Annotated in this window: 19 protein-coding genes and 1 other RNA gene; 5 read left to right on the top strand and 15 right to left on the bottom strand. The window is 63.4% G+C overall.

What is annotated here, in order from left to right:
- Positions 1-2 precede the first annotated feature (2 nt).
- The 13 genes from EN851_RS26305 to ffs all read right to left on the bottom strand — a co-directional run bounded on the left by EN851_RS26305 (position 3) and on the right by ffs (position 12136).
- Entirely contained in the window at positions 3-341 is a 339-nt protein-coding gene (locus EN851_RS26305; protein WP_135882892.1) for a hypothetical protein, read from the bottom strand.
- Positions 342-379: 38 nt separating this feature from the next.
- Positions 380-1129, bottom strand: coding sequence for an ABC transporter ATP-binding protein (locus EN851_RS26300; protein ID WP_127870724.1), 750 nt, complete (start codon positions 1127-1129; stop codon positions 380-382).
- Positions 1126-1971 (bottom strand): ABC transporter ATP-binding protein, encoded by an 846-nt coding sequence (locus EN851_RS26295; protein ID WP_135882893.1) that lies wholly within the window; start codon positions 1969-1971, stop codon positions 1126-1128. Before EN851_RS26295 ends, EN851_RS26300 begins: the two co-directional genes overlap by 4 nt.
- Positions 1968-2894 carry a nickel transporter permease gene (gene nikC, locus EN851_RS26290; protein WP_127870723.1) on the bottom strand — a complete coding sequence of 309 codons (927 nt, stop codon included), beginning with the start codon at positions 2892-2894 and terminating at the stop codon, positions 1968-1970. The genes EN851_RS26295 and nikC overlap by 4 nt, the downstream gene beginning before the upstream one ends.
- 196 nt (positions 2895-3090) lie before the next feature.
- On the bottom strand, positions 3091-4152 hold the full coding sequence (locus EN851_RS26285; protein WP_127278745.1) for an ABC transporter permease: 1062 nt from the start codon (positions 4150-4152) through the stop codon (positions 3091-3093).
- A gap of 18 nt (positions 4153-4170) precedes the next feature.
- Positions 4171-5814, bottom strand: a complete 1644-nt coding sequence (locus tag EN851_RS26280) for an ABC transporter substrate-binding protein (protein WP_135882896.1) — start codon at positions 5812-5814, stop codon at positions 4171-4173.
- Between the two features lie 262 nt (positions 5815-6076).
- Positions 6077-7363, bottom strand: coding sequence for a lytic murein transglycosylase (locus EN851_RS26275; RefSeq protein ID WP_135930307.1), 1287 nt, complete (start codon positions 7361-7363; stop codon positions 6077-6079).
- Positions 7364-7388: 25 nt separating this feature from the next.
- Positions 7389-7994, bottom strand: a complete 606-nt coding sequence (gene recR / locus EN851_RS26270; RefSeq protein WP_127280959.1) for a recombination mediator RecR — start codon at positions 7992-7994, stop codon at positions 7389-7391.
- A 90-nt stretch (positions 7995-8084) separates the two neighbouring features.
- Positions 8085-9104, bottom strand: coding sequence for a cell wall hydrolase (locus EN851_RS26265; RefSeq protein ID WP_135930306.1), 1020 nt, complete (start codon positions 9102-9104; stop codon positions 8085-8087).
- 227 nt (positions 9105-9331) lie between these two features.
- The gene (locus EN851_RS26260; RefSeq protein ID WP_135930305.1) at positions 9332-9739 is read right to left on the bottom strand and encodes a hypothetical protein; all 408 of its coding nucleotides are present in this window, start codon (positions 9737-9739) and stop codon (positions 9332-9334) included.
- A gap of 13 nt (positions 9740-9752) precedes the next feature.
- Complete coding sequence (locus EN851_RS26255; protein WP_127280300.1) at positions 9753-10076, bottom strand: YbaB/EbfC family nucleoid-associated protein; 324 nt, start codon at positions 10074-10076, stop codon at positions 9753-9755.
- A 31-nt stretch (positions 10077-10107) separates the two neighbouring features.
- Positions 10108-11937 carry a DNA polymerase III subunit gamma/tau gene (locus EN851_RS26250; RefSeq protein WP_135930304.1) on the bottom strand — a complete coding sequence of 610 codons (1830 nt, stop codon included), beginning with the start codon at positions 11935-11937 and terminating at the stop codon, positions 10108-10110.
- Positions 11938-12039: 102 nt separating this feature from the next.
- An RNA gene (ffs, locus tag EN851_RS26245) (signal recognition particle sRNA small type) lies at positions 12040-12136 on the bottom strand.
- A 144-nt stretch (positions 12137-12280) separates the two neighbouring features.
- Between ffs and EN851_RS26240 the strand changes: the two genes are divergently transcribed.
- Genes EN851_RS26240 through EN851_RS26230 form a run of 3 tightly spaced genes read left to right on the top strand, consistent with a single transcriptional unit; the run spans position 12281 to position 14020 of the window.
- A complete protein-coding gene (locus tag EN851_RS26240; RefSeq protein ID WP_135921085.1) occupies positions 12281-12700 on the top strand; it encodes an HIT family protein in 420 nt (139 codons plus the stop codon).
- A gap of 51 nt (positions 12701-12751) precedes the next feature.
- Positions 12752-13693, top strand: coding sequence for an NAD(+) diphosphatase (gene nudC, locus EN851_RS26235; RefSeq protein WP_127870717.1), 942 nt, complete (start codon positions 12752-12754; stop codon positions 13691-13693).
- A gap of 27 nt (positions 13694-13720) precedes the next feature.
- Positions 13721-14020: a Dabb family protein gene (locus tag EN851_RS26230; RefSeq protein ID WP_135916849.1), complete on the top strand. Its 300-nt coding sequence runs from the start codon at positions 13721-13723 to the stop codon at positions 14018-14020.
- A 1-nt stretch (position 14021) separates the two neighbouring features.
- Here EN851_RS26230 and EN851_RS26225 read toward each other — a convergent pair whose 3' ends face one another.
- Positions 14022-14885: a prephenate dehydratase gene (locus EN851_RS26225; protein WP_135921087.1), complete on the bottom strand. Its 864-nt coding sequence runs from the start codon at positions 14883-14885 to the stop codon at positions 14022-14024.
- Between the two features lie 9 nt (positions 14886-14894).
- Positions 14895-15623, bottom strand: coding sequence for a 3-deoxy-manno-octulosonate cytidylyltransferase (locus tag EN851_RS26220; protein WP_135921089.1), 729 nt, complete (start codon positions 15621-15623; stop codon positions 14895-14897).
- A gap of 194 nt (positions 15624-15817) precedes the next feature.
- Between EN851_RS26220 and EN851_RS26215 the strand changes: the two genes are divergently transcribed.
- Both EN851_RS26215 and EN851_RS26210 read left to right on the top strand, forming a co-directional pair.
- Positions 15818-16465 carry a cytochrome c family protein gene (locus tag EN851_RS26215; protein WP_127870715.1) on the top strand — a complete coding sequence of 216 codons (648 nt, stop codon included), beginning with the start codon at positions 15818-15820 and terminating at the stop codon, positions 16463-16465.
- Between the two features lie 169 nt (positions 16466-16634).
- The gene (locus EN851_RS26210) at positions 16635-18512 is read left to right on the top strand and encodes an extracellular solute-binding protein (protein ID WP_135930303.1); all 1878 of its coding nucleotides are present in this window, start codon (positions 16635-16637) and stop codon (positions 18510-18512) included.
- The last annotated feature ends 5 nt before the right edge of the window (positions 18513-18517 follow it).

Raw genomic sequence — 18517 nt, 5'->3', positions numbered from 1 at the left:
TATCACTCGTTATCGTTGGACGGCACGGGGAGTGATTTGGCGCGCTGCCAAGGTGACGATTTGGAGCTGCGCCAAGCATGCCAACCTTTCGGCAAATCGGCCAACGCCAAGATGCTTTCATCCCGCCGAACCACCTCCTGCAGGCCGACGAGCATTATCTCACGTTCGTTCCGATCTCGAGTGTCGCTGCTGTGAAACTGCCAGCTGCCACCTTCTTCGTTGTAGATGTCGTCGTCGTCAGCTTCATGCACGACGTATGCGATCCAATCGTCAGATTTGAATATACTCTTGTCCGATAGCACCGCGACATTGGGTGGATCTGCAAACTTCCATTCCCCCATGGAATTGCCCGGTTGGTCTGTGCACAGGAAGAGCGAATTCAGGCGGTTCTTACAAACCCGTCGCTGGCTCGCAGCAGGTTGCGCGTATAATCCTTGGTCACACGGCGCTCGACCAGATCGTTCGCCACCAGATTTTCCACTGCCTCGCCGCCCTGCATCACCATCAGCCGCTCGCACATATGGGTGATGATGGCGAGGTCGTGGCTGACCATCAGGAAGGTCAGCTTGCGCCGCCGCCGGACTTCCTCCAGCAGGTTGAGCACTTCCGCCTGCACGGAGGCGTCGAGCGCCGAGGTCGGCTCGTCTAGCAGCAGGATCGAGGGCTCGAGGATCAGCGCGCGGGCGATCGCGACACGCTGGCGCTGGCCGCCCGAGAGCTGGTGCGCGTAACGGAAGCGAAAACCGTTGCCGAGGCCGACCTCGTCGAGCGCGCGCTCGATGCGCTTTTCGCCGTCGGCAAAGCCGTGGATGGCGAGCGGCTCCTGCAGCAGGCGGTCGACCGTCTGGCGCGGGTGCAGCGACCCATACGGATCTTGGAAGACCATCTGCACTTCGCGGTAAAAGGCCTTATCGCGGCGCGCGCCGAGCGTCTTGCCGTTGACGGCGATGCTGCCCGAGGCGACCGGCGCGAGACCGGCGATGGCTCGCAGCAATGTCGATTTCCCGGAACCGGATTCACCGACCAGGCCGAAGGATTCACCCGGCTGTACATCAAGGCTGACGCCCTTCAGCGCGCGAAAGCGGTCGAAGATCACCTCCAGCGTGTCCACGGCAATCGCTGATGTCATGCCGCCCACTCCGGCTTGCGGTCGAGCACAGGCAGCGGGTGACGGTCAGCGCCGATCTTGGGCATGCAGTTGAGCAGGCCGCGCGTGTAGGGATGCTGGGCCTGGCTGAGTTCCGAGGCCTTGAGCTGTTCGACCACCTTGCCGGCATACATGACGATGACGCGGTCGCAGAAGGAGGAAACCAGGCGCAGATCATGCGAGATGAAGACCAGTCCCATGCCCCGCTCCGCGACCAGCCGGTCGAGGATGCCGAGCACATCGAGCTGCACGGTGACGTCGAGCGCCGAGGTCGGCTCGTCGGCGATCATCATTTCCGGCCCGGCGATCAGCATCATGGCGATCATGGCGCGCTGGCCCATGCCGCCGGACACTTCGTGCGGGTGCAGGTCGAAGACCCGTGCGGGATCGCGGATCTGCACCGCCTCGAGCATGGCCAGCGCGCGCTCGCGCGCCTCGGCCTTGCCGACCTTTTCGTGCGTGCGCAGCGTCTCGACGATCTGGCGGCCGATGCTCATCACGGGGTCGAGCGAATATTTCGGATCCTGCAGGATCATGGCGATGCGGTTGCCCCGCAACGCGCGGCGTTGGCGTGGCGAGATGCCGAGCAGGTCGATGCCGTCGAAGGTCAATTTGTTGGCCGATATCCGGGCCTGCGGCGGCGTCAGGCCCATGATGGCGCGGCCCGTTTGCGACTTGCCCGAGCCGGACTCGCCGACGATGCCGAGCCGTTCGCGGCCAAGCGAAAAGGAAACGCCGCGCACCGCCTCGATCATGCCCGTGCGGGTTGGAAAGGTGACCCGCAGATCATCCACCTCAAGCAGTGTCCCAGTTCGGCCGTTCATTGGTCACCACTCCGAGGATCGAGCGCGTCACGCAGGCCGTCGCCGAGCAGGTTGAAGCCGAGGCTGACGATCAGGATGGCGAAGCCCGGCGCACCGGCCACCCACCATTGGTCGAGGATGAAGCGGCGGCCCGAAGCGATCATGGTGCCCCATTCCGGCAGCGGCGGCTGCGCGCCAAGGCCGAGGAAGCCGAGGCCCGCGGCCGTCAGGATGATGCCGGCCATGTCGAGCGTCACGCGGATGATCAGCGAGGAGATGCACAGCGGCATGATGTGGCGCAGCACGATGCGGAAGGGAGAGGCGCCCATCAATTGCACCGCCTTGATGTAGTCCGAGTTGCGCACGGTGAGCGTCTCGGCACGCGCGATGCGGGCATAGGGCGGCCAGGAGGTGATGGCGATCGCCAGCACGGCATTCTCGATGCCGGGGCCAAGGGCGGCGACGAAGGCCAGCGCCAGCACCAGCTTGGGGAAGGCAAGGAAGATATCGGTGACGCGCATCAGGATCGCGTCGGTCCAGCCGCCGGCATAGCCGGCGACGGTGCCGACCAGGAGCCCGATGGGTGCGGCGATGATGGCGACCAGGACGACGACATAAAGCGTCCAACGCGAACCGTAGAGGATGCGCGAATAGATGTCGCGGCCGAGATCGTCGGTGCCGAACCAGTGCTGGGCACTCGGCGCCAGCAGACGCGCGTTCTTCAGGTCGCCGAAGGTCGGCGAATACGGCGCCAGCACACCGGCAAGGGCGGCGACGAGCAGCAGGGCGATGATGATGAGCAGGCCGACAAAGGCCAAACGATTGGCGGAAAAGCGCCGCCAGGCGACATAGGCGCGACCGAGCCTTGCCTGCATGCGAGAGGCCGGCCGCTCCGATAGCAACCATTCGCGACGGGAGAAGGGGCGGGCGTCGGAGACGGTCATGACGATGCCTCTTGAAGCCGTCGACCCCCACTACGGTCTGCTTCGCAGACCACCTCTCCCCCGGTCGACGGGGGAGAGGAAAGGCGCCAGGCGTGCGGCTGCCTTTTCCTCTCCCCCGGACAGGGGGAGAGGTGGCCCGAAGGGCCGGAGTGGGGGTGATTTGCCGCAGCCAAGCCCGAAAGCGCGATACCTCTGCTCATCCGGTCTTCGTCCTCGGGTCGAGCACGCGGTAGAGAAGATCGGACAGGAGATTGATGCCGATGAACACCGAGCCGATGACGATGGTGCCGCCGAGCACGGCGTTCATGTCTGCGTTCTGCAGCGAGTTGGTGATGTAGAGGCCGATGCCCGGCCAGGAGAAGACGGTCTCGGTCAGCACCGAGCCCTCGAGCAGCCCGGCATAGGACAACGCGATCACGGTCACCATCGGCACGGCGGCATTGCGCAGCGCGTGGCCCCAGATGATGCGGGTTTCCGACAGGCCCTTGGCGCGCGCGGCGACGACGTATTCCTGGGCGAGTTCATTGAGCATGAACGAGCGCGTCATGCGGCTGATATAGGCGAGCGAGAAATAGCCGAGCAGCGAGGCCGGCAGGATGATGTGCCGGAAGGCGTCGTAAAAGACATCCCACTGTCCCTGCATCGCGGAGTCGAGCAGGTAGAAGCCGGTGACCGGCGTGAAAGTGTATTCGTAGACCACGTCGAGCCGTGCCGGGAAGGCCACCCATTGCAGCTTGGCGTAGAACAGCACCAGGGCCAGCAGGCCCAGCCAGAAGATGGGCACGGAATAGCCGATCAGGCCGATGATGCGCACAATCTGATCGACGAGGCTGCCGCGTTTGACCGCGGCCAGCACTCCCAGCGGCACACCGAACAGCGCGCCGATCAGTGTCCCCAATGTCGCCAGTTCCGTCGTTGCGGGAAGAGCGCGGCGGATGTCGGTCATGACGGGATTGGTGGTCAGCACGGAGATGCCGAAATCGCCGCTCAGCGCATGTTTCACATAGATGTAGAACTGCTCGATCAACGGCAGGTCGAGGCCCATCTCGCGGCGCGTTCGCTCCACGACATTGGCGGGTGCCCGGTCGCCGAGCACGGCCAGCACCGGGTCGATCGGGATGACGCGGCCAATGAAGAAAGTGACCGCGAGAAGACCGAGATAGGTCGTCACCGCAATGACCAGGAAGCGGCCAAGCGATGACGCAAGGGCGACGGCGCGGGCGCTGCCGCGCCCGCTTTCGTTTTCAATCGTGCTCATGCGGCGTGTCCGCGAACACTATTCCTTGGAGACCGGCCCGACGAAGTTGGTGTCGAAGCTCGGACCGAGCGCGAAGCCCTTGAGGTTCTTGCGCAGACCGGCAACTTCCAGCTGCTGGTGGATGATGACGAACGGGCTGGTGTCGAGAATCTTCTTCTCGAGATCCTTGTACATATCGGCGCGCTTGCCCGAGTCCTTCTCGAGCAGGGCTGCTTCCGTTTGCTTGGTCAGATCCGGAATGTCCCAGCTGTTGCGCCAGGCGAGCGTGTGGGACTTGCCGGCATCCGAATTGTCCGGGTTCGAGGCAAAGGTTTGCGCGTTGGAGTTCGGATCGAAATAATCCTGGCCCCAATTGCCGATATAGATGTCGTGGTTGCGGGCGCGGTATTTGGTCAGCGTCTGCTTGCCGTCGCCAGGGATGATCTCCAGCTTGATGCCGGCCTGTCCGAGCGTCTGCTGGATGGATTCCGCCATGCCGGTGGTCGGCTGGCCGGTGCGCACGTCCATGGTGACGCTGAAGCCGTCCGCCAAGCCAGCCTTGGCCAGCAATTCCTTGGCCTTGGCGACGTCGAGCTTGAAGGGGTTTTCGTCGAGTTCGCCCAGCACGCCCTTGGGCAGGAAGGTCTGGTGGATCTCGCCGATGCCCTTGAGGATGGTCGAACCCAGCGCATCATAGTCGACCAGATATTTGAAGGCCTGACGCACCTCGGGTTTGGCGAGGTTCGGGTTCTTCTGGTTGAGGCTGATGTAGTAGACGGTGCCCTTGGGCGCGCTGGTCGAGGTGAGGTCGGCGTTCTTGGCGATGGCGTCGAGGTCGTTCGGTTCGAGGTTGCGGGCAACGTCGATATCGCCGGCTTCGAGCGCCAGGCGTTGCGCCGAGCTTTCCTTCATGTTGCGGTAGATGACGCGGGCGAGCTTGGCCTTTTCGCCGTAGTAATTGTCGTTGCGTTCCAGGACGACGGCCTCGTTGGCACGCCATTCGCGCAGCTTGAAGGCGCCCGAGCCGGCATAGCCTGTCTTCAGCCAGGCGTTGCCGAAGTCGTTGTCCCATTTGTAGTCGGCGCTCGGCGTGACCGCCGCGACATGTTCCTTGACCAGCTTGGCGTCGACAACGGAGGCAACGGTGGCCGACAGGCAGTTCAACACGAAACTTGGCGCATAGGCCTTGTCGACGGTGAACTGGAAGGTGGTGTCGTCGACCGCCTTGGCCTTTTCGGTGACGTTGTCGCCACTAATGCCGAACTGGCCGATGATGAAGGCGGGGCTCTTGTCCAGCTTGACGGCGCGCTCGAACGACCATGCGACGTCGGCGGCGGTGATCGGGTTGCCTGAGGCGAATTTCAGGCCCGGCTTGAGCTTGAACGTATAGGTCAGGCCATCGTCGGAGACGGTCCAGCTTGCGGCGAGATCGGGCTTGACCTTGGAGGTGTCGCTGAGGTCGAGGCGGACAAGAAGATCATAGGTGTTGCCGGTGACCTCGGCGGTCGACAGCTCGAACGCCTCGCCCGGATCCATCGAGATGATGTCGTCGATGGCAAAACCTTCGACAAGCGTGTCGGCGGGGGTGACCGCGCCAGCCGGCGCTCCGGCCAGAAGCAGCGCCGACATGGCGGCGCCCGCCAGCAAGATGCGGGATCGTAGAGCAAGCTTTTCCATCATCATGATGATTGTTCCCTGTTTTGTTGTTTGTTGACCTGAGTTCCCGGCTCAGGGTTGCGGTGTTCTTTCAGGGCTCCAATGAAAGCCCTTGACTCGCTACCGTCGTGGTTTTTGTCCAGTTGGTCAACACCTTATCCGGCGACTCCCAGCCCGGCAACGAGGATTTGCGAGACGGCCTCAGTGGATCAGAATACACAGCGGCGTGTCGACGCATGCGCCGGCCAAATGATGCCGGGGATCGGGAAAAATCTGCTAAAATTCGATGCTATTTCAGCGCGGCGACCAGGCCGGCATCGGGAAAACAGGTGGCGGCCTGACCATTCTTTTCCTGCCATCTGCCGATCGAGCGGCGGGTCTTGAAGCCGGGCAGACCGTCGGCGCTGCCAACATCATAGCCTTTGGCTTCCAGGGCCCGCTGCAGGGTGGCGATGTCGGAGCGGTGGAGATCGCCGACCGGACCCCAGCTACCGGAAAAATTCTGATCGCCATGGGCGATGCGGTCGGCGCCATGGCCGATGAACAGCGCGTAGAGGTCGCTGGTGTTGTATTGCTTCAGCACGTAGAAATTGGGGGTCGCGATGAAGGCCGGGCCGCTGCGCCCGGCCGGCATCAGCAGGAAACCTTCCGCCTTCAGCTCGCTCGCCGGGAAGGCTTTACCGCCGACGCGCTCAATGCCCATGGCGGCCCATTGCGAGATCTTTTTGCCCTGGTCCGGGCCCTCCAGCGAACAGGAGACGCTCTCAGGTACGATCACCTCGAAACCCCAGCCGCGTCCCCTCACCCAGCCATAATGGACAAGATAATTGGCGATCGAGGCCAGCACGTCGGGCGTCGAATTCCAGATGTCGACGCGGCCGTCGCCGTCGAAATCGACGGCATGCTTGAGGAAAGAGGTCGGCATGAATTGCGGCTGGCCGAGCGCCCCGGCCCAGGACGATTTCATCGCGCCAACCGGGGCCAGCCCGCGCTGGACGATTTCCAGCGCCGCCAGCAGTTCCGTGCGGAAGAAATCCTTTTTCGTCGACATGAACGCCTTGGTGCCCAGCACTTCGAAGGCGTCGTAGGGCATCTTCGCCGCGCCGAAGCCGGTCTCGCGGCCCCAGATCGCCAGAAGGATTTCGCCCGGCACGCCATAGCGCTTTTCGATCGCGGCAAGCGTGCGGGCATTGGCGGCCTCGCGGGTGCGTCCGCCCGACGTCACCGCACGAACCGTCTTCTCGGCAAAATAGGCGCCGGGCGAACCAAACTCGGCCTGGTGCTGCTTCTGCGGCGTCTTCGGTTTCTCGCCTGGCATGACAAGGTCGGGGAGATTGAGATTGGGCTTGATGCCGTTGAACGCGGCGTCGAACGTATTTTTGGAAATGCCTTTCGCCTTGGCGTCGGGCCAGAGATCGGTCTGGAGCCAGGTCCTGAACTGGCCGTCGATCTTGGAGGCGAACGCGGGGGCAGCGATGAGGGCAAAGAGCGCTGCAAGAAAGAATGCAAAGCTGAACTTGCGAAAGCCGCGTTCTGTAGCGTGCACCACCAGCTTCGAAAGATGCGTGGCAATCATCGTGCGCATCCTCTCCGCAATCGTGTCAAAACGCCGTTCGCGAGCGCAGTGCCGCGGCCAGCGTGCCTTCGTCGAGATAGTCGAGTTCACCGCCGACCGGTACGCCGTGCGCCAGCCGCGTTATCTTGACCTCGAAGCCGGAGAGCTGATCGGTGAGGTAGTGCGCGGTGGTCTGGCCCTCGACCGTCGCGTTGACGGCGAGGATCAGTTCCTTGACCTCGCCGCCGGCTATGCGGTCGATCAGCGAGCGTATGTTGAGCTGATCGGGGCCGATGCCGTCGAGTGGCGACAGCGTGCCGCCAAGCACGTGGTAACGCACATTCATCGCCGCCGCCCGCTCCAGTGCCCAGAGATCCGAGACGTCCTCGACGACGATCAAGGTGGCGGCATCGCGGCGTGGATCGGTACAGATCATGCAAGGATCCGAGGTGTCGACATTGCCACAGGTGGAGCAGATGCGCACCTTGTCGGCGGCCTCGCCCATGGCGGCAGCGAGCGGCGACAGCAACTGTTCCTTCTTCTTGATCAGGTGCAGTGCCGCGCGCCTGGCCGACCGGGGGCCAAGCCCCGGCACCTTGGCCAGGAGTTGGATCAGGCGTTCGATCTCGGGACCGGCGATTCGCTTGGACATCGCCCTGATCTAGGATTTTTCAGAGCGCTTTGAAACATCCGGCGTCCGCGAATGTCCCGCCATCCTGCCATTGCGGGTTTGCGACACGCATCAGTTGGTTTCGAGCGGGCGGCCCTGGCTGACGATCATCGCGCCGATCGCGTCGGTGTTTTCAGGCGTCGGCTGGAAGCCCATCGCCGCTTCCTGTGGCTCGCCCTCAACCGAGGAGATCACCCTCTTGTTCGAGGTTCCGCCGGTCAAGGTTCCGCCGAAACGGGCGACATCCGGCTCCTCCATCGGCTCCTGCATGGCGACCAGTGTCGGCTTCGCCGAGACGCGTGCGGACTTTGCCGTCGGCGCCGCGGACGCAGTGACATAGGTCTCCTGGGCCGCAGCGGTGCGGGCGGTTGCCGTCTTCCCGGGGCGTGCCGGCTCCGCCGCGGCGGTCATGTAGACCTGCTGGACTGGAGCGATGCGAGCGGATGTCTTGGCCGCAGGTACGGGCTCGGCGGAAGCGACGCGCACCGCAGGCACGCCTGGCAAGGCGGCTGGCTGCTCGGCCGAGGCAATGGCAACCGTCGGTTCATCCGGCAGCGGCTGCCAGTTGCGGCCGCGCTTTTCGTAGAAGGCATTGCCGCCGGCAACCATGGTGTAGTGCATGTTCTTGTAGGGGAAGCGCAGACCGGCGGTATGGAAATACATCGTGTTCTTGAGCTTGGCCTTGCGCTCGCCCTTGAGCACGGCGTCGGCGGCCTCCTCGACATCGGGCATTGCGCGCGAATTCATCGGCCTGGTCATGACGCCCGGCGCGAACTGCCCGGGTTCACCCACCACTTGGCAGATGGTGCTGCCGTGGTTGCCCGAGCGCAGCCGGTTCATCACCACCGTGCCGACGGCGATCATGCCATCGCGGCTCGACCGGTTGGATTCGAAGAACATCGCCCGTTCGAGGCATTCCCTGTCCTTCGGCGTGTGACTGTAGGCGCGCGAACTTAGGAAACTCGGCGTGATGGCGTCGGTCAGGCTGGCAACCGACATGCCGTGCGAGGTGGTCTGGCTGCAAGCGGCCAAGAAAAGGGGAGACGTGACGACGCCGAGCAACAGCGGCGTCTTCCATCGCGTGGCGATCAACAGGTAACCCTCTCACTTCAATGCCCGCCCCCAGGCTGCGGCAAGAATGAGACACTTTCGGGCAAAATGATGGCCAAAACGTTATTAACGGCGGACTGTTGCCGAATTGACACAAATTGAGGCTTTCCAGATAGATCGAGCCGTCGTTTCACACAGACGATGACCGCTCTCTCTTCGTTTCGCCGCAATTCCCCTGGGGAAACGCCATGTGCTTTTCCCGGGAGAGCTTATCGCCCAGCAGCGATTGCCGCCGGCCGACCGGGTTCGACCTCTTCGATCTTCTCTGAAAACAGGCCCCGCCTGAGAAACAGCGCCCGCGCCTCCCTGGCCGCCGGCGCGATCTTGCCCGGCCAGGCGCTGTCGATGAACTCGGCCTTGGTAAAATCAGGATTCGTTTCGGAGGCCGCCTCCAGGAATTCGGCAATTTCCAGCACGATCGCGCGTTCGTCCTTCGAAAGCGCCGACGTGCCGGCCTCGATCGACGGGCGGTGCACGAAATCCTCGAAGAGATTGAAGTAGCCCTTGATGCCGACCAGATCGACACCCGCATCGCAATCGGCGAGAATTTCCAGAATCTCGTAGATCCTGTTGCGGATACGCTGCTCGATCAGTCTTTCGGACGGCTCGTCGATCATGGCGCACCGAGCGCTAGAAAGGCAGTTTCATTCCTGGCGGAATGGGCAGGCCTGCGGTCAGCGCCTTGGTCTTTTCCTGCATGATCTGCTCGACCTTGGCCTTGGCGTCATTGTGCGCGGCAAGAATCAGATCCTCGAGGATTTCGACCTCGTCTTCCTTGAATAAGGACGGGTCGATCTTCAGCGACTTGATGTCGAACTTTCCGCTCAAAATGATGCTGACCAGGCCGCCGCCAGCCTGACCGACGGCTTCGACCGTGGCGATCTCATCCTGCATGGCCTGGAACTTGGCCTGCATTTCCTTCGCCTTGCCCATCAGGCCGAGAAGATCTTTCATGGTCCGATCCTTTGCGGATTAGTGCTGGATATCAGGGTTCGTCGTCATCGGCCGGCGGCTCGACCGGCATTTCGGCCTCGCTCGCTTCGGCGTCCGGCGTGTCGGGAATGCGCACATCGATGATCTTGGCGCCGGGAAAGCGGGTCAGGAAGGCGGCGACGGTCGGGTCGTTCCTGGCATCGAGGAAGGCGTTTTCACGCTTCGTCGATTCCATTTCGGCCAGCGTCTGGCCGCCCTCCTCCTTGGAAAGCGACACCAGCCAGCTGCGGCCGGTCCAGGCGCGCAGTTTCGTCGTCAGTTCGTTGAGCAGCATCTTGGGCGCATCGTCGGTCAGGCCGACGTCGATGCGGCCAGGTTCGATGCGCACCAGACGGATGCAGCGCTTGACCAGCACCTTGAAGGCGACGTCGCGCTGCGCGTCGGCAAGGGCAACGATGTCGGCCAGCGATTTCAGCGGTACGGCTTGCGTCTCCGGCGCCGGCTGCGGGGGCGCGACGAAGGCGGCCGGAGCGGGCGTGGCCTCGACCAGCCGCATGATCTGCGCGCCGCCCGAGCCGCCAGGCATGCGCGCCTGCGCCACGGCGCTGGCGCCATTGCCGCCAGCACCGCCATTGCCGGGGTTAACGGGCGCGCCGTTCGGGCGTGGCGCGGCGCCGGTTGCCGAGGCGCCACTCTCCAGCGATCTCAGCGCCTCGTCCAATGTCGGCAGATCGGCGGCGTGCGCCAGCCGGATCAGCACCATTTCGGCGGCACTGACCGGCCGGTTGGAGGACTGTACCTCGGGAATGCCCTTGAGCAGCATCTGCCAGGTCCGCGACAGCACGCGCACCGACAGCGCCCTGGCGAAATCGGCGCCGCGCTGGCGCTCGTCCTGCGACAGCGAGGCATCGTCCATCGCGGTCGGCACGAAACGCAGCCGGGTGACCAGATGGTTGAACTCGGCAAGATCGGTCAGCACGGCGGCCGGATCGGCGCCGGTGTCGTATTGCGCACGGAATTCGCCGAGTGCCGCTGCCACATCGCCCTTCATCACGTGTTCGAACAGATCGACGATGCGGGCGCGGTCGGCCAGGCCCAGCATGGCGCGCACCGCTTCTGCGCTGACCGAGCCGGCGCCATGGGCGATCGCCTGGTCGAGAATGGAGAGCGAATCGCGGGCGGAACCTTCCGCCGCGCGCGCGATCATCGCAAGAGCGTCGTCGTCGACCGAAATGGCTTCCTTGCCGGCGATCGAGGAGAGATGCGCGACCAGCGCACCGGCATCGATGCGCCTCAGGTCGAAACGCTGGCAGCGCGACAGGACGGTGATCGGAACCTTGCGGATCTCGGTGGTGGCGAAAATGAATTTGACGTGCGGCGGCGGTTCTTCCAGCGTCTTCAGCAGGCCGTTGAAGGCCTGCGTGGACAGCATGTGCACTTCGTCGATGATGTAGACCTTGTAGCGGGCTGAGACGGGCGCATAGCGCACGCGCTCGATGATGTCCCTGATGTCGTCGATGCCGGTGTGCGAGGCGGCGTCCATCTCGATGACGTCGACATGGCGGCCTTCCATGATCGCCTGGCAATGCTCGCCAAGCACGGCGAGGTCGACCGAGGGCTGGTCAACGGTGGCGGTTTTATAATTCAGGGCCCGCGCCAGGATACGCGCGGTGGTGGTCTTGCCGACGCCGCGCACGCCGGTCAGCATCCAGGCCTGGGCGATGCGGCCGGTGGCAAAGGCGTTGGTGAGGGTGCGCACCATCGGCTCCTGGCCGACCAGCTCGGAGAAATTCGACGGACGGTATTTGCGCGCCAGCACACGGTAGGCCGCGGCCTTGCCTGTCGCCAAACTATCGGGCCCCGAATTTCCGGCTTCGCTCATTCGCCGTTAAGCTCCAAAAGGCCGCGCCCAAAGCGCCGATTCCTGCGCATAGTCTCGCCCGCGCTGCAATGCGTCGTCAATGTCGCGAGGAGGGCCGATGAGGTGGGAGGCTGGAACAATGACCCGTTCCGGGCTCGTTAGGGCTGCTTCCTTCCGGACCTGACCCGGTTGGCGAGTGGATCGTCCACCACCAACCTCCCGCTGTCCATATCGGCAATTGCGCGACGAAATGCAAGTGCGCAGGCAAATCGGCACCGCGAACCGCGAGATTCGCTTGCAGCCCCGATGCAGCCGCTTTAGCGTTCAGGGTTTGAGGAAGCCAAGAAAAGCAAGGGAAACGCCGATGCTGCCGGGCCTGAAGGCCGGATTCACGCTGGATGCCCGGCTGGAGGCTGACAGCGAGCAGTTGATGTGGCTTGGGCTGTGCGAATTGCGGGTGATGAACGACCGCCGCTGGCCGTGGCTGCTCCTGGTGCCGCAGCGGCCGGGCGCGGAGGAGATCCACGACATGACGCCGCTCGACCAGGCGATGCTGACCTTCGAGACCAATATGGTGGCGCAGGCGCTGAAGAAGGTGAGCGGCTGCACCAAGATCAACACCGGCGCGCTCGGCAACATCGTGCGCCAACTGCATATCCATATCGTCGCACGATCCGAGGGGGATCCCGGCTGGCCCGGCCCGGTGTGGGGGTATGGCCTGCGCGAGCCCTATCAGCGCTCCGACCTGCGCCGGTTTGCCGAAACGATAAGGGCAGCGCTATAAGCCTTCCCTGTGTCTATCCCAAGCATGTCCATCCCAAAGCACAGAGTCCATATGAGCTTTCGCCTGTTTGACGCGCCCGTGCGCGAGCCGAGCCAGTTCGTCGGCTTTGCCGGCAACACGATCGACCGGCAATCCGAGAACCGCGCCGACGATTCGGTCGACAAGGCGCTGGCCGATCCGACGACACGGCTGCTTTTGATGAATGGCGGCCGGCTCTACCTGAAACTCGCCGATGGCGGTTTCGACCCTTGGTACCGCATCGCCGAGAGCGATCCCTTCAGCCCTTCCTTCGACCAGGGCGTCCTGCTCGGGTTTTCCGAACAGGGGCCGGTGCTGGCGGTGCTGGCCGGCATCGATGCCGAACAGTTGCCCGAAACCGTCAAGGCGATCGATTACCGCTCGGTCTATATGCAAGGACTGATCGACGAGGCCGCCGCCGGCGCGATGGCACAAGGGGCGGCCCTGCTCGCCTGGCACGCCAGCCACCGCTTCTGCAGCAAATGCGGCACGCAATCGCAGATGCGGGCGGGCGGCTACAAGCGCCATTGCCCGAATTGCGGCACCGAGCATTTTCCGCGCACCGACCCGGTGGCGATCATGCTGACGGCGACGCGGGACAAATGCCTGCTCGGGCGTGGCCGGCACTTCGCGCCGGGCATGTATTCGGCACTTGCCGGCTTCATCGAGCCCGGCGAGACGATCGAGGCGGCGGTGCGCCGCGAGACGCTGGAGGAGGCCGGGATCCGGCTCGGCCGCGTCGTCTACCACGCGAGCCAGCCCTGGCCGTTCCCCTATTCGCTGATGATCGGATGCTTCGGCGAGCCGCTCAACGAAGACATCCAGGCCGACCTCAACGAACTGGAGGATTGCCGCTGGTTTTTGCGCGACGAGGTTCGCCTGATGCTGGACCGCACGCATCCCGACACGCTGGTCACCCCGCCGAAAGGCGCCATCGCGCATCACCTCATCCGCGCCTGGGTCGACAGCGAATAGTCATCGAAGTCATTGCAGGAGAGACAAATGATCCGTCACACCGTCGTCTTCACGCTGAAGCATCCGCCGCACTCGCTGGAGGAAAAGCGGTTTCTCGTCGACGCCAGGAAAATCCTCTCGGCGATCCGGGGCGTCACGCATTTCGAGCAATTGCGGCAGGTCAGCCCCATGAACGACTATCAGTTCGGCTTCTCGATGGAGTTCGCCGACCAGGCCGCCTACACCAGGTACAACGACCATCCCGACCATGTCGCCTTCGTGCGCGACCGCTGGGTGCCGGAGGTCGAGACCTTCATGGAAATCGACTACGTGCCGCTGGGCTGGTAGCTCAATCCGCCACCTTCCACTGCTCGCGCGACTCGCTGGCCGGATAGACGCCGAGAATCCGCACCTCGCGCGAGAAGAAGCGAAGCTCGTCCAGCGCCAGCTTGACCAGCGGATCGTCGGGATGGCCCTCGATGTCGGCGTAGAACAGCGTCGCCGTGAAGGCGCCGAGCTGGTAGCTCTCGAGCTTGGTCATGTTGATGCCGTTGGTGGCGAAGCCGCCCATGGCCTTGTAGAGCGCGGCCGGCACGTTGCGGACGCGGAAGATGAAGGTCGTCATCATCTTGACGTCGGGTGACGTGCGCTCGGCCCATTGCTTGCTCTTGGTCAGGACGACGAAGCGGGTGACGTTGCTGTCGGTGTCCTCGACGTTCTCCTCGATGATGTCGAGCCCGTAGAGCGTCGCGGCCAGCGCCGGCGACAGCGCGGCCATAGTGCGATCCTTGACCTCGGAGACCATTTTGGCTGCACCCGCCGTGTCGCCGGCGACTACTCCCTTCCAGCCGTTCTTGCGGATGTATTTGCGGCATTGGCCGAGCGCGTGGATATGTGTGTGTACGGTCTTGATCTCGTCGCGCTTGACGCCGGGCAGCACCATCAGCTGGAAATGGATCGGCAGGAAATATTCGCCGACGATGTGCATCCTGGATTCCGGCAGGAGGTGGTGGATGTCGGCGACGCGTCCGGCGATGGTGTTCTCGATCGGAATCATGGCGAGATCGGCCTTGCCGGTCTCGACGGCATTGAAGGCGTCCTCGAAGGTCGGGCACGGCAACGGCTCCATCGAGGGATAGACGTTGCGGCAGGCGGTGTCGGAATTGGCGCCGGGCTCGCCCTGGAAGGATATTCTGTTGGTCTTTTCAGGCATGCCGATATCTCAGTTTGAAAGGATTTCCCTGGCGCGGTCCAGGTCTACAGGCGTGTCGACGCCGAGCGGCAGCGACTGCACGATCTCGGCGTCGATGCGCATGCCGGCTTCCAGTGCCCGCAACTGCTCAAGCCGCTCGCGGCGCTCCAGCGGCGACGGCTTCAGCGCGACGAAGCGTTCCAGCGCCGCGCGCCGATAGGCGTAGAGACCGACATGGTGATAGAGCGGCCCCTCGCCCCAAGGTGCCGTGGCGCGCGTGAAATAGAGCGCCCTCAGCCGCGTGGCCGACAGCGGCGACCCGACGATCTTGACGACGTTGGGATTGGTCTTTTCCTCCTCGCGGACGATCTCGACGCCGAGCGTGGCGATATCCACCGCGGCGTCCTCGAACGGCCTGAGCGACGCGGCGATGATGCCGGGATCGATGGTCGGCAGGTCGCCCTGCACATTGACGATCGTTTCGACCTCGCCTCGGGAATCGAGCGCCAACAGAGCTTCGTGGATGCGGTCGGAACCCGATTCATGGTCGATGCGCGTCATGACCGCCTCGAAACCATGCGCGCGCACCGCTTCGGCCACGCCTTGCGTGTCGGTCGCCACCACCACCCGGCCAAGCCCGGCTTCGGCCGCGCGGCGCGCGACATGGACGATCATCGGGGCGCCGGCAATGTCGGCCAGCGGCTTGCCCGGCAGGCGGGTCGAGGCCATGCGGGCCGGGATCAGGATCAAGGTGGACATCGGTCTGGCGAGGCGTTCGAAAAGAGGACAAGGAAAAGTGGCAAAAGGTCTCACTGGCAGCGCCCTTATAGGTGTTGCAACGCTGGAGCAAAAGACCTAGTTTCCGCCCGATTTGACCGGCCCTGGAGGGCAGGTCTCGATACCGACGGACGGAGTGGACGGTTCGGTCCGCCGGAAAAGGGAGCAAGGGGCGTATGGATTCCAACGAAGTCAACAAGCTGCTCGCCGGATTGCTCGGAACCGTTTTCGTCGTCTTCTCGGTCGGCATTGTGTCGGACGCGCTGTTTGCCTCGCCGGCGCCGGAAAAGCCCGGCTTCGCCATCGAGGCCGCCGAACCGGCCGAAGGCGGCGCTGCCGCTCCAGCCGCCGAAGCCAAGCCGATCGCCGACCTCTTGGCGACCGCCAATGTCGAGGCCGGTGCTGCCGTCTTCAAGAAGTGCCAGGCCTGCCATTCAGGCGAAAAGGGCGGCCCCAACAAGGTCGGCCCGGATCTGTGGGATCTCGTCGATCGCCCTGTCGCCGAGCATGAAGGCTTCGCCTATTCGGCCGGCATGAAGGAATTCTCCAAGGGCGGCACAGAGAAGTGGACCTACGACAACATCAACCACTTCATCACCTCGCCGAAGAAATTCGTGAAGGGCACGGCCATGGGCTTTGCCGGCCTGCCCAAGGACGAGGACCGCGCCAACGTCATCGCTTATCTGCGCACACTGTCGGACAATCCCAAGCCGCTGCCGGCACCGGGCGCCGCTGCTGATGCCTCCGCGCCCGCCAAGCCCGCTGACGGCGCCGCACCGGCCAAGCCCGCGGCGCCGGCCGCTCCGGCAGCGCCGGCAAAATAACCGGATTGTCATCTCGACGTCCTTGAAAAAGCCGGGTTCAGCCCGGCTTTTTTGTTGGGAAAATGCGCGGTGCGGCGACAAAGCCGGCGCATTGCGGTTTCCACGAGCGTCAAATCATCTAGGATCGCCCTTCTGGATGATCTGGCACGCATCGCGAAAGGGAGAGTGCATGACGGTTGGCCGAACGCTTCTCAAGTCGCTGCTGGCGGCGGCCCTGCTGGTAGCAGGGTTGCAGACGACCCGGGCCGACGAGTGGCGGACAACCTCATCGCTGATCGGCCAATCCAAATACGGCGACAATTTCCAGCACTATGACTACGTCAATCCGAACGCGCCCAAGGGCGGCACGCTGAATTCGGTGCTGCTCGGCACTTATGACAGCTTCAACCCCTATGTCGTCCAGGGATCGCCTGCCGCGGGTCTTGTGGGCTTCGGCGGCGGCCTGCTCTACGACACGCTGATGGAACAGGCGACCGATGAGGGCAGCGTCAGCCATCCCCTGATCGCCGACGCCTACAAATACCCGGCTGACTATTCCTCGGCGACTTACCGGCTCGACCCGCGCGCCAAATGGCATGATGGCCAGCCGATCACCGTCGACGATGTGATTTGGTCGTTCCAGGTGCTGAAGGCCAACAGCCCGCAATACAGCCGCTATTTCGAGAACGTCACCGATGCGGTCGCCATCTCCGATCGCGAGGTCGAATTCCATTTCAACCAGAAGGGCAACCGGGAACTGCCCAAGATCATGGGCGACCTTGCCGTGCTGCCGAAACACTGGTGGGAGGGCACCGATGCCAGCGGCAAGAAGCGCGATGTCACCAAGCCGACGCTGGAAATCCCGCTCGGCTCGGCCGCCTACAAGATCGCCAGCTTCAAACCCGGTTCGGAAATCGTCTGGCAGCGCGTGCCGGACTATTGGGCGGCTAAGCTGCCGGTAAAGATCGGCCGCGAGAATTTCGACACGCGCCGATACACCTACATCCTCGACGACAATGCCGCCTGGCTTGCCTTCACCAAAGGTGGGCTGGAAGACATCAACCGCGAATACAGTTCTCGCAAATGGGCGACGGCCTATAATTTCCCGGCCATCCAGGCAGGCGACGTCGTCAAGAAGGACTTCCAGACCCAGTCGCCACAGCCGATGCAGGGCTTTGTTCTCAACCAGAGGCGGCCGCTGTTCCAGGACCGGCTGGTCCGCGAAGCACTGACCATACCATTCGATTTCGAGAGCATGAATCGCACGCTGTTCTTCGGCTTCAATACCCGTACATCGAGCTATTTCCAGGGTACCGAACTGGCGTCCAGCGGATTGCCGCAGGGCAAGGAACTGGAAATCCTGGAAAAATATCGCGACAAGCTGCCGCCGGACCTCTTCACTCAGGAGTTCAAGCTGCCTGTCTACGATTCGCCGCAAGCGGAACGGAAGTATCTGAAGCAGGCCGTCGATCTCTTCGCCAAGGCCGGATGGGTCATCAAGGGCGGCAAGATGGTCAACGCCAAGACAGGCGCACCGTTCAAGTTCGAGATCCTCGGCTGGAACGACACAGACCAGGTGATCGCCAGCCCCTACATTGCCAACCTGCGCAAGATCGGCGTCGACGCTACCCTACGCATCATCGATCAGACGCAGTACATCAACCGTGTGAACCATTTCGATTTCGATGTCGTGACGGGTCTGTTCGGCCAGTCGGAGTCGCCTGGCAACGAGCAGCGCGATTTCTGGAGTTCCAAGGCCGCCGACGCGCCCGGTTCGCGCAACCTGATGGGCATCAAGGATCCTATCGTCGATGCGCTGGTCGATCGCATCATCTTCGCCACCGATCGTGATGATCTCGTCGCCGCCACCCACGCACTCGACCGCATCCTGCTGTGGAACTTCTACGTGGTGCCGCAATATTACCGTTCCGCCGTCTGGCTGGCCTATTGGAACAAGTTCAAGTTCCCCGACAAGCAGCCTGCCTATGTCGGCGCCGACATCGATTCCTGGTGGGTCGATCTCGACAAAGAAAAGGCGCTGGCGGCCAAATACAAAGGCGGTAATTGATGGGG

Origin of the sequence: Mesorhizobium sp. M8A.F.Ca.ET.208.01.1.1 (assembly GCF_004791315.1) — a bacterium.
Classification (GTDB): domain Bacteria; phylum Pseudomonadota; class Alphaproteobacteria; order Rhizobiales; family Rhizobiaceae; genus Mesorhizobium.
The sequence above is the reverse complement of the archived record's forward strand: the minus strand, read 5'-3'. Positions and strand labels throughout refer to the sequence as shown.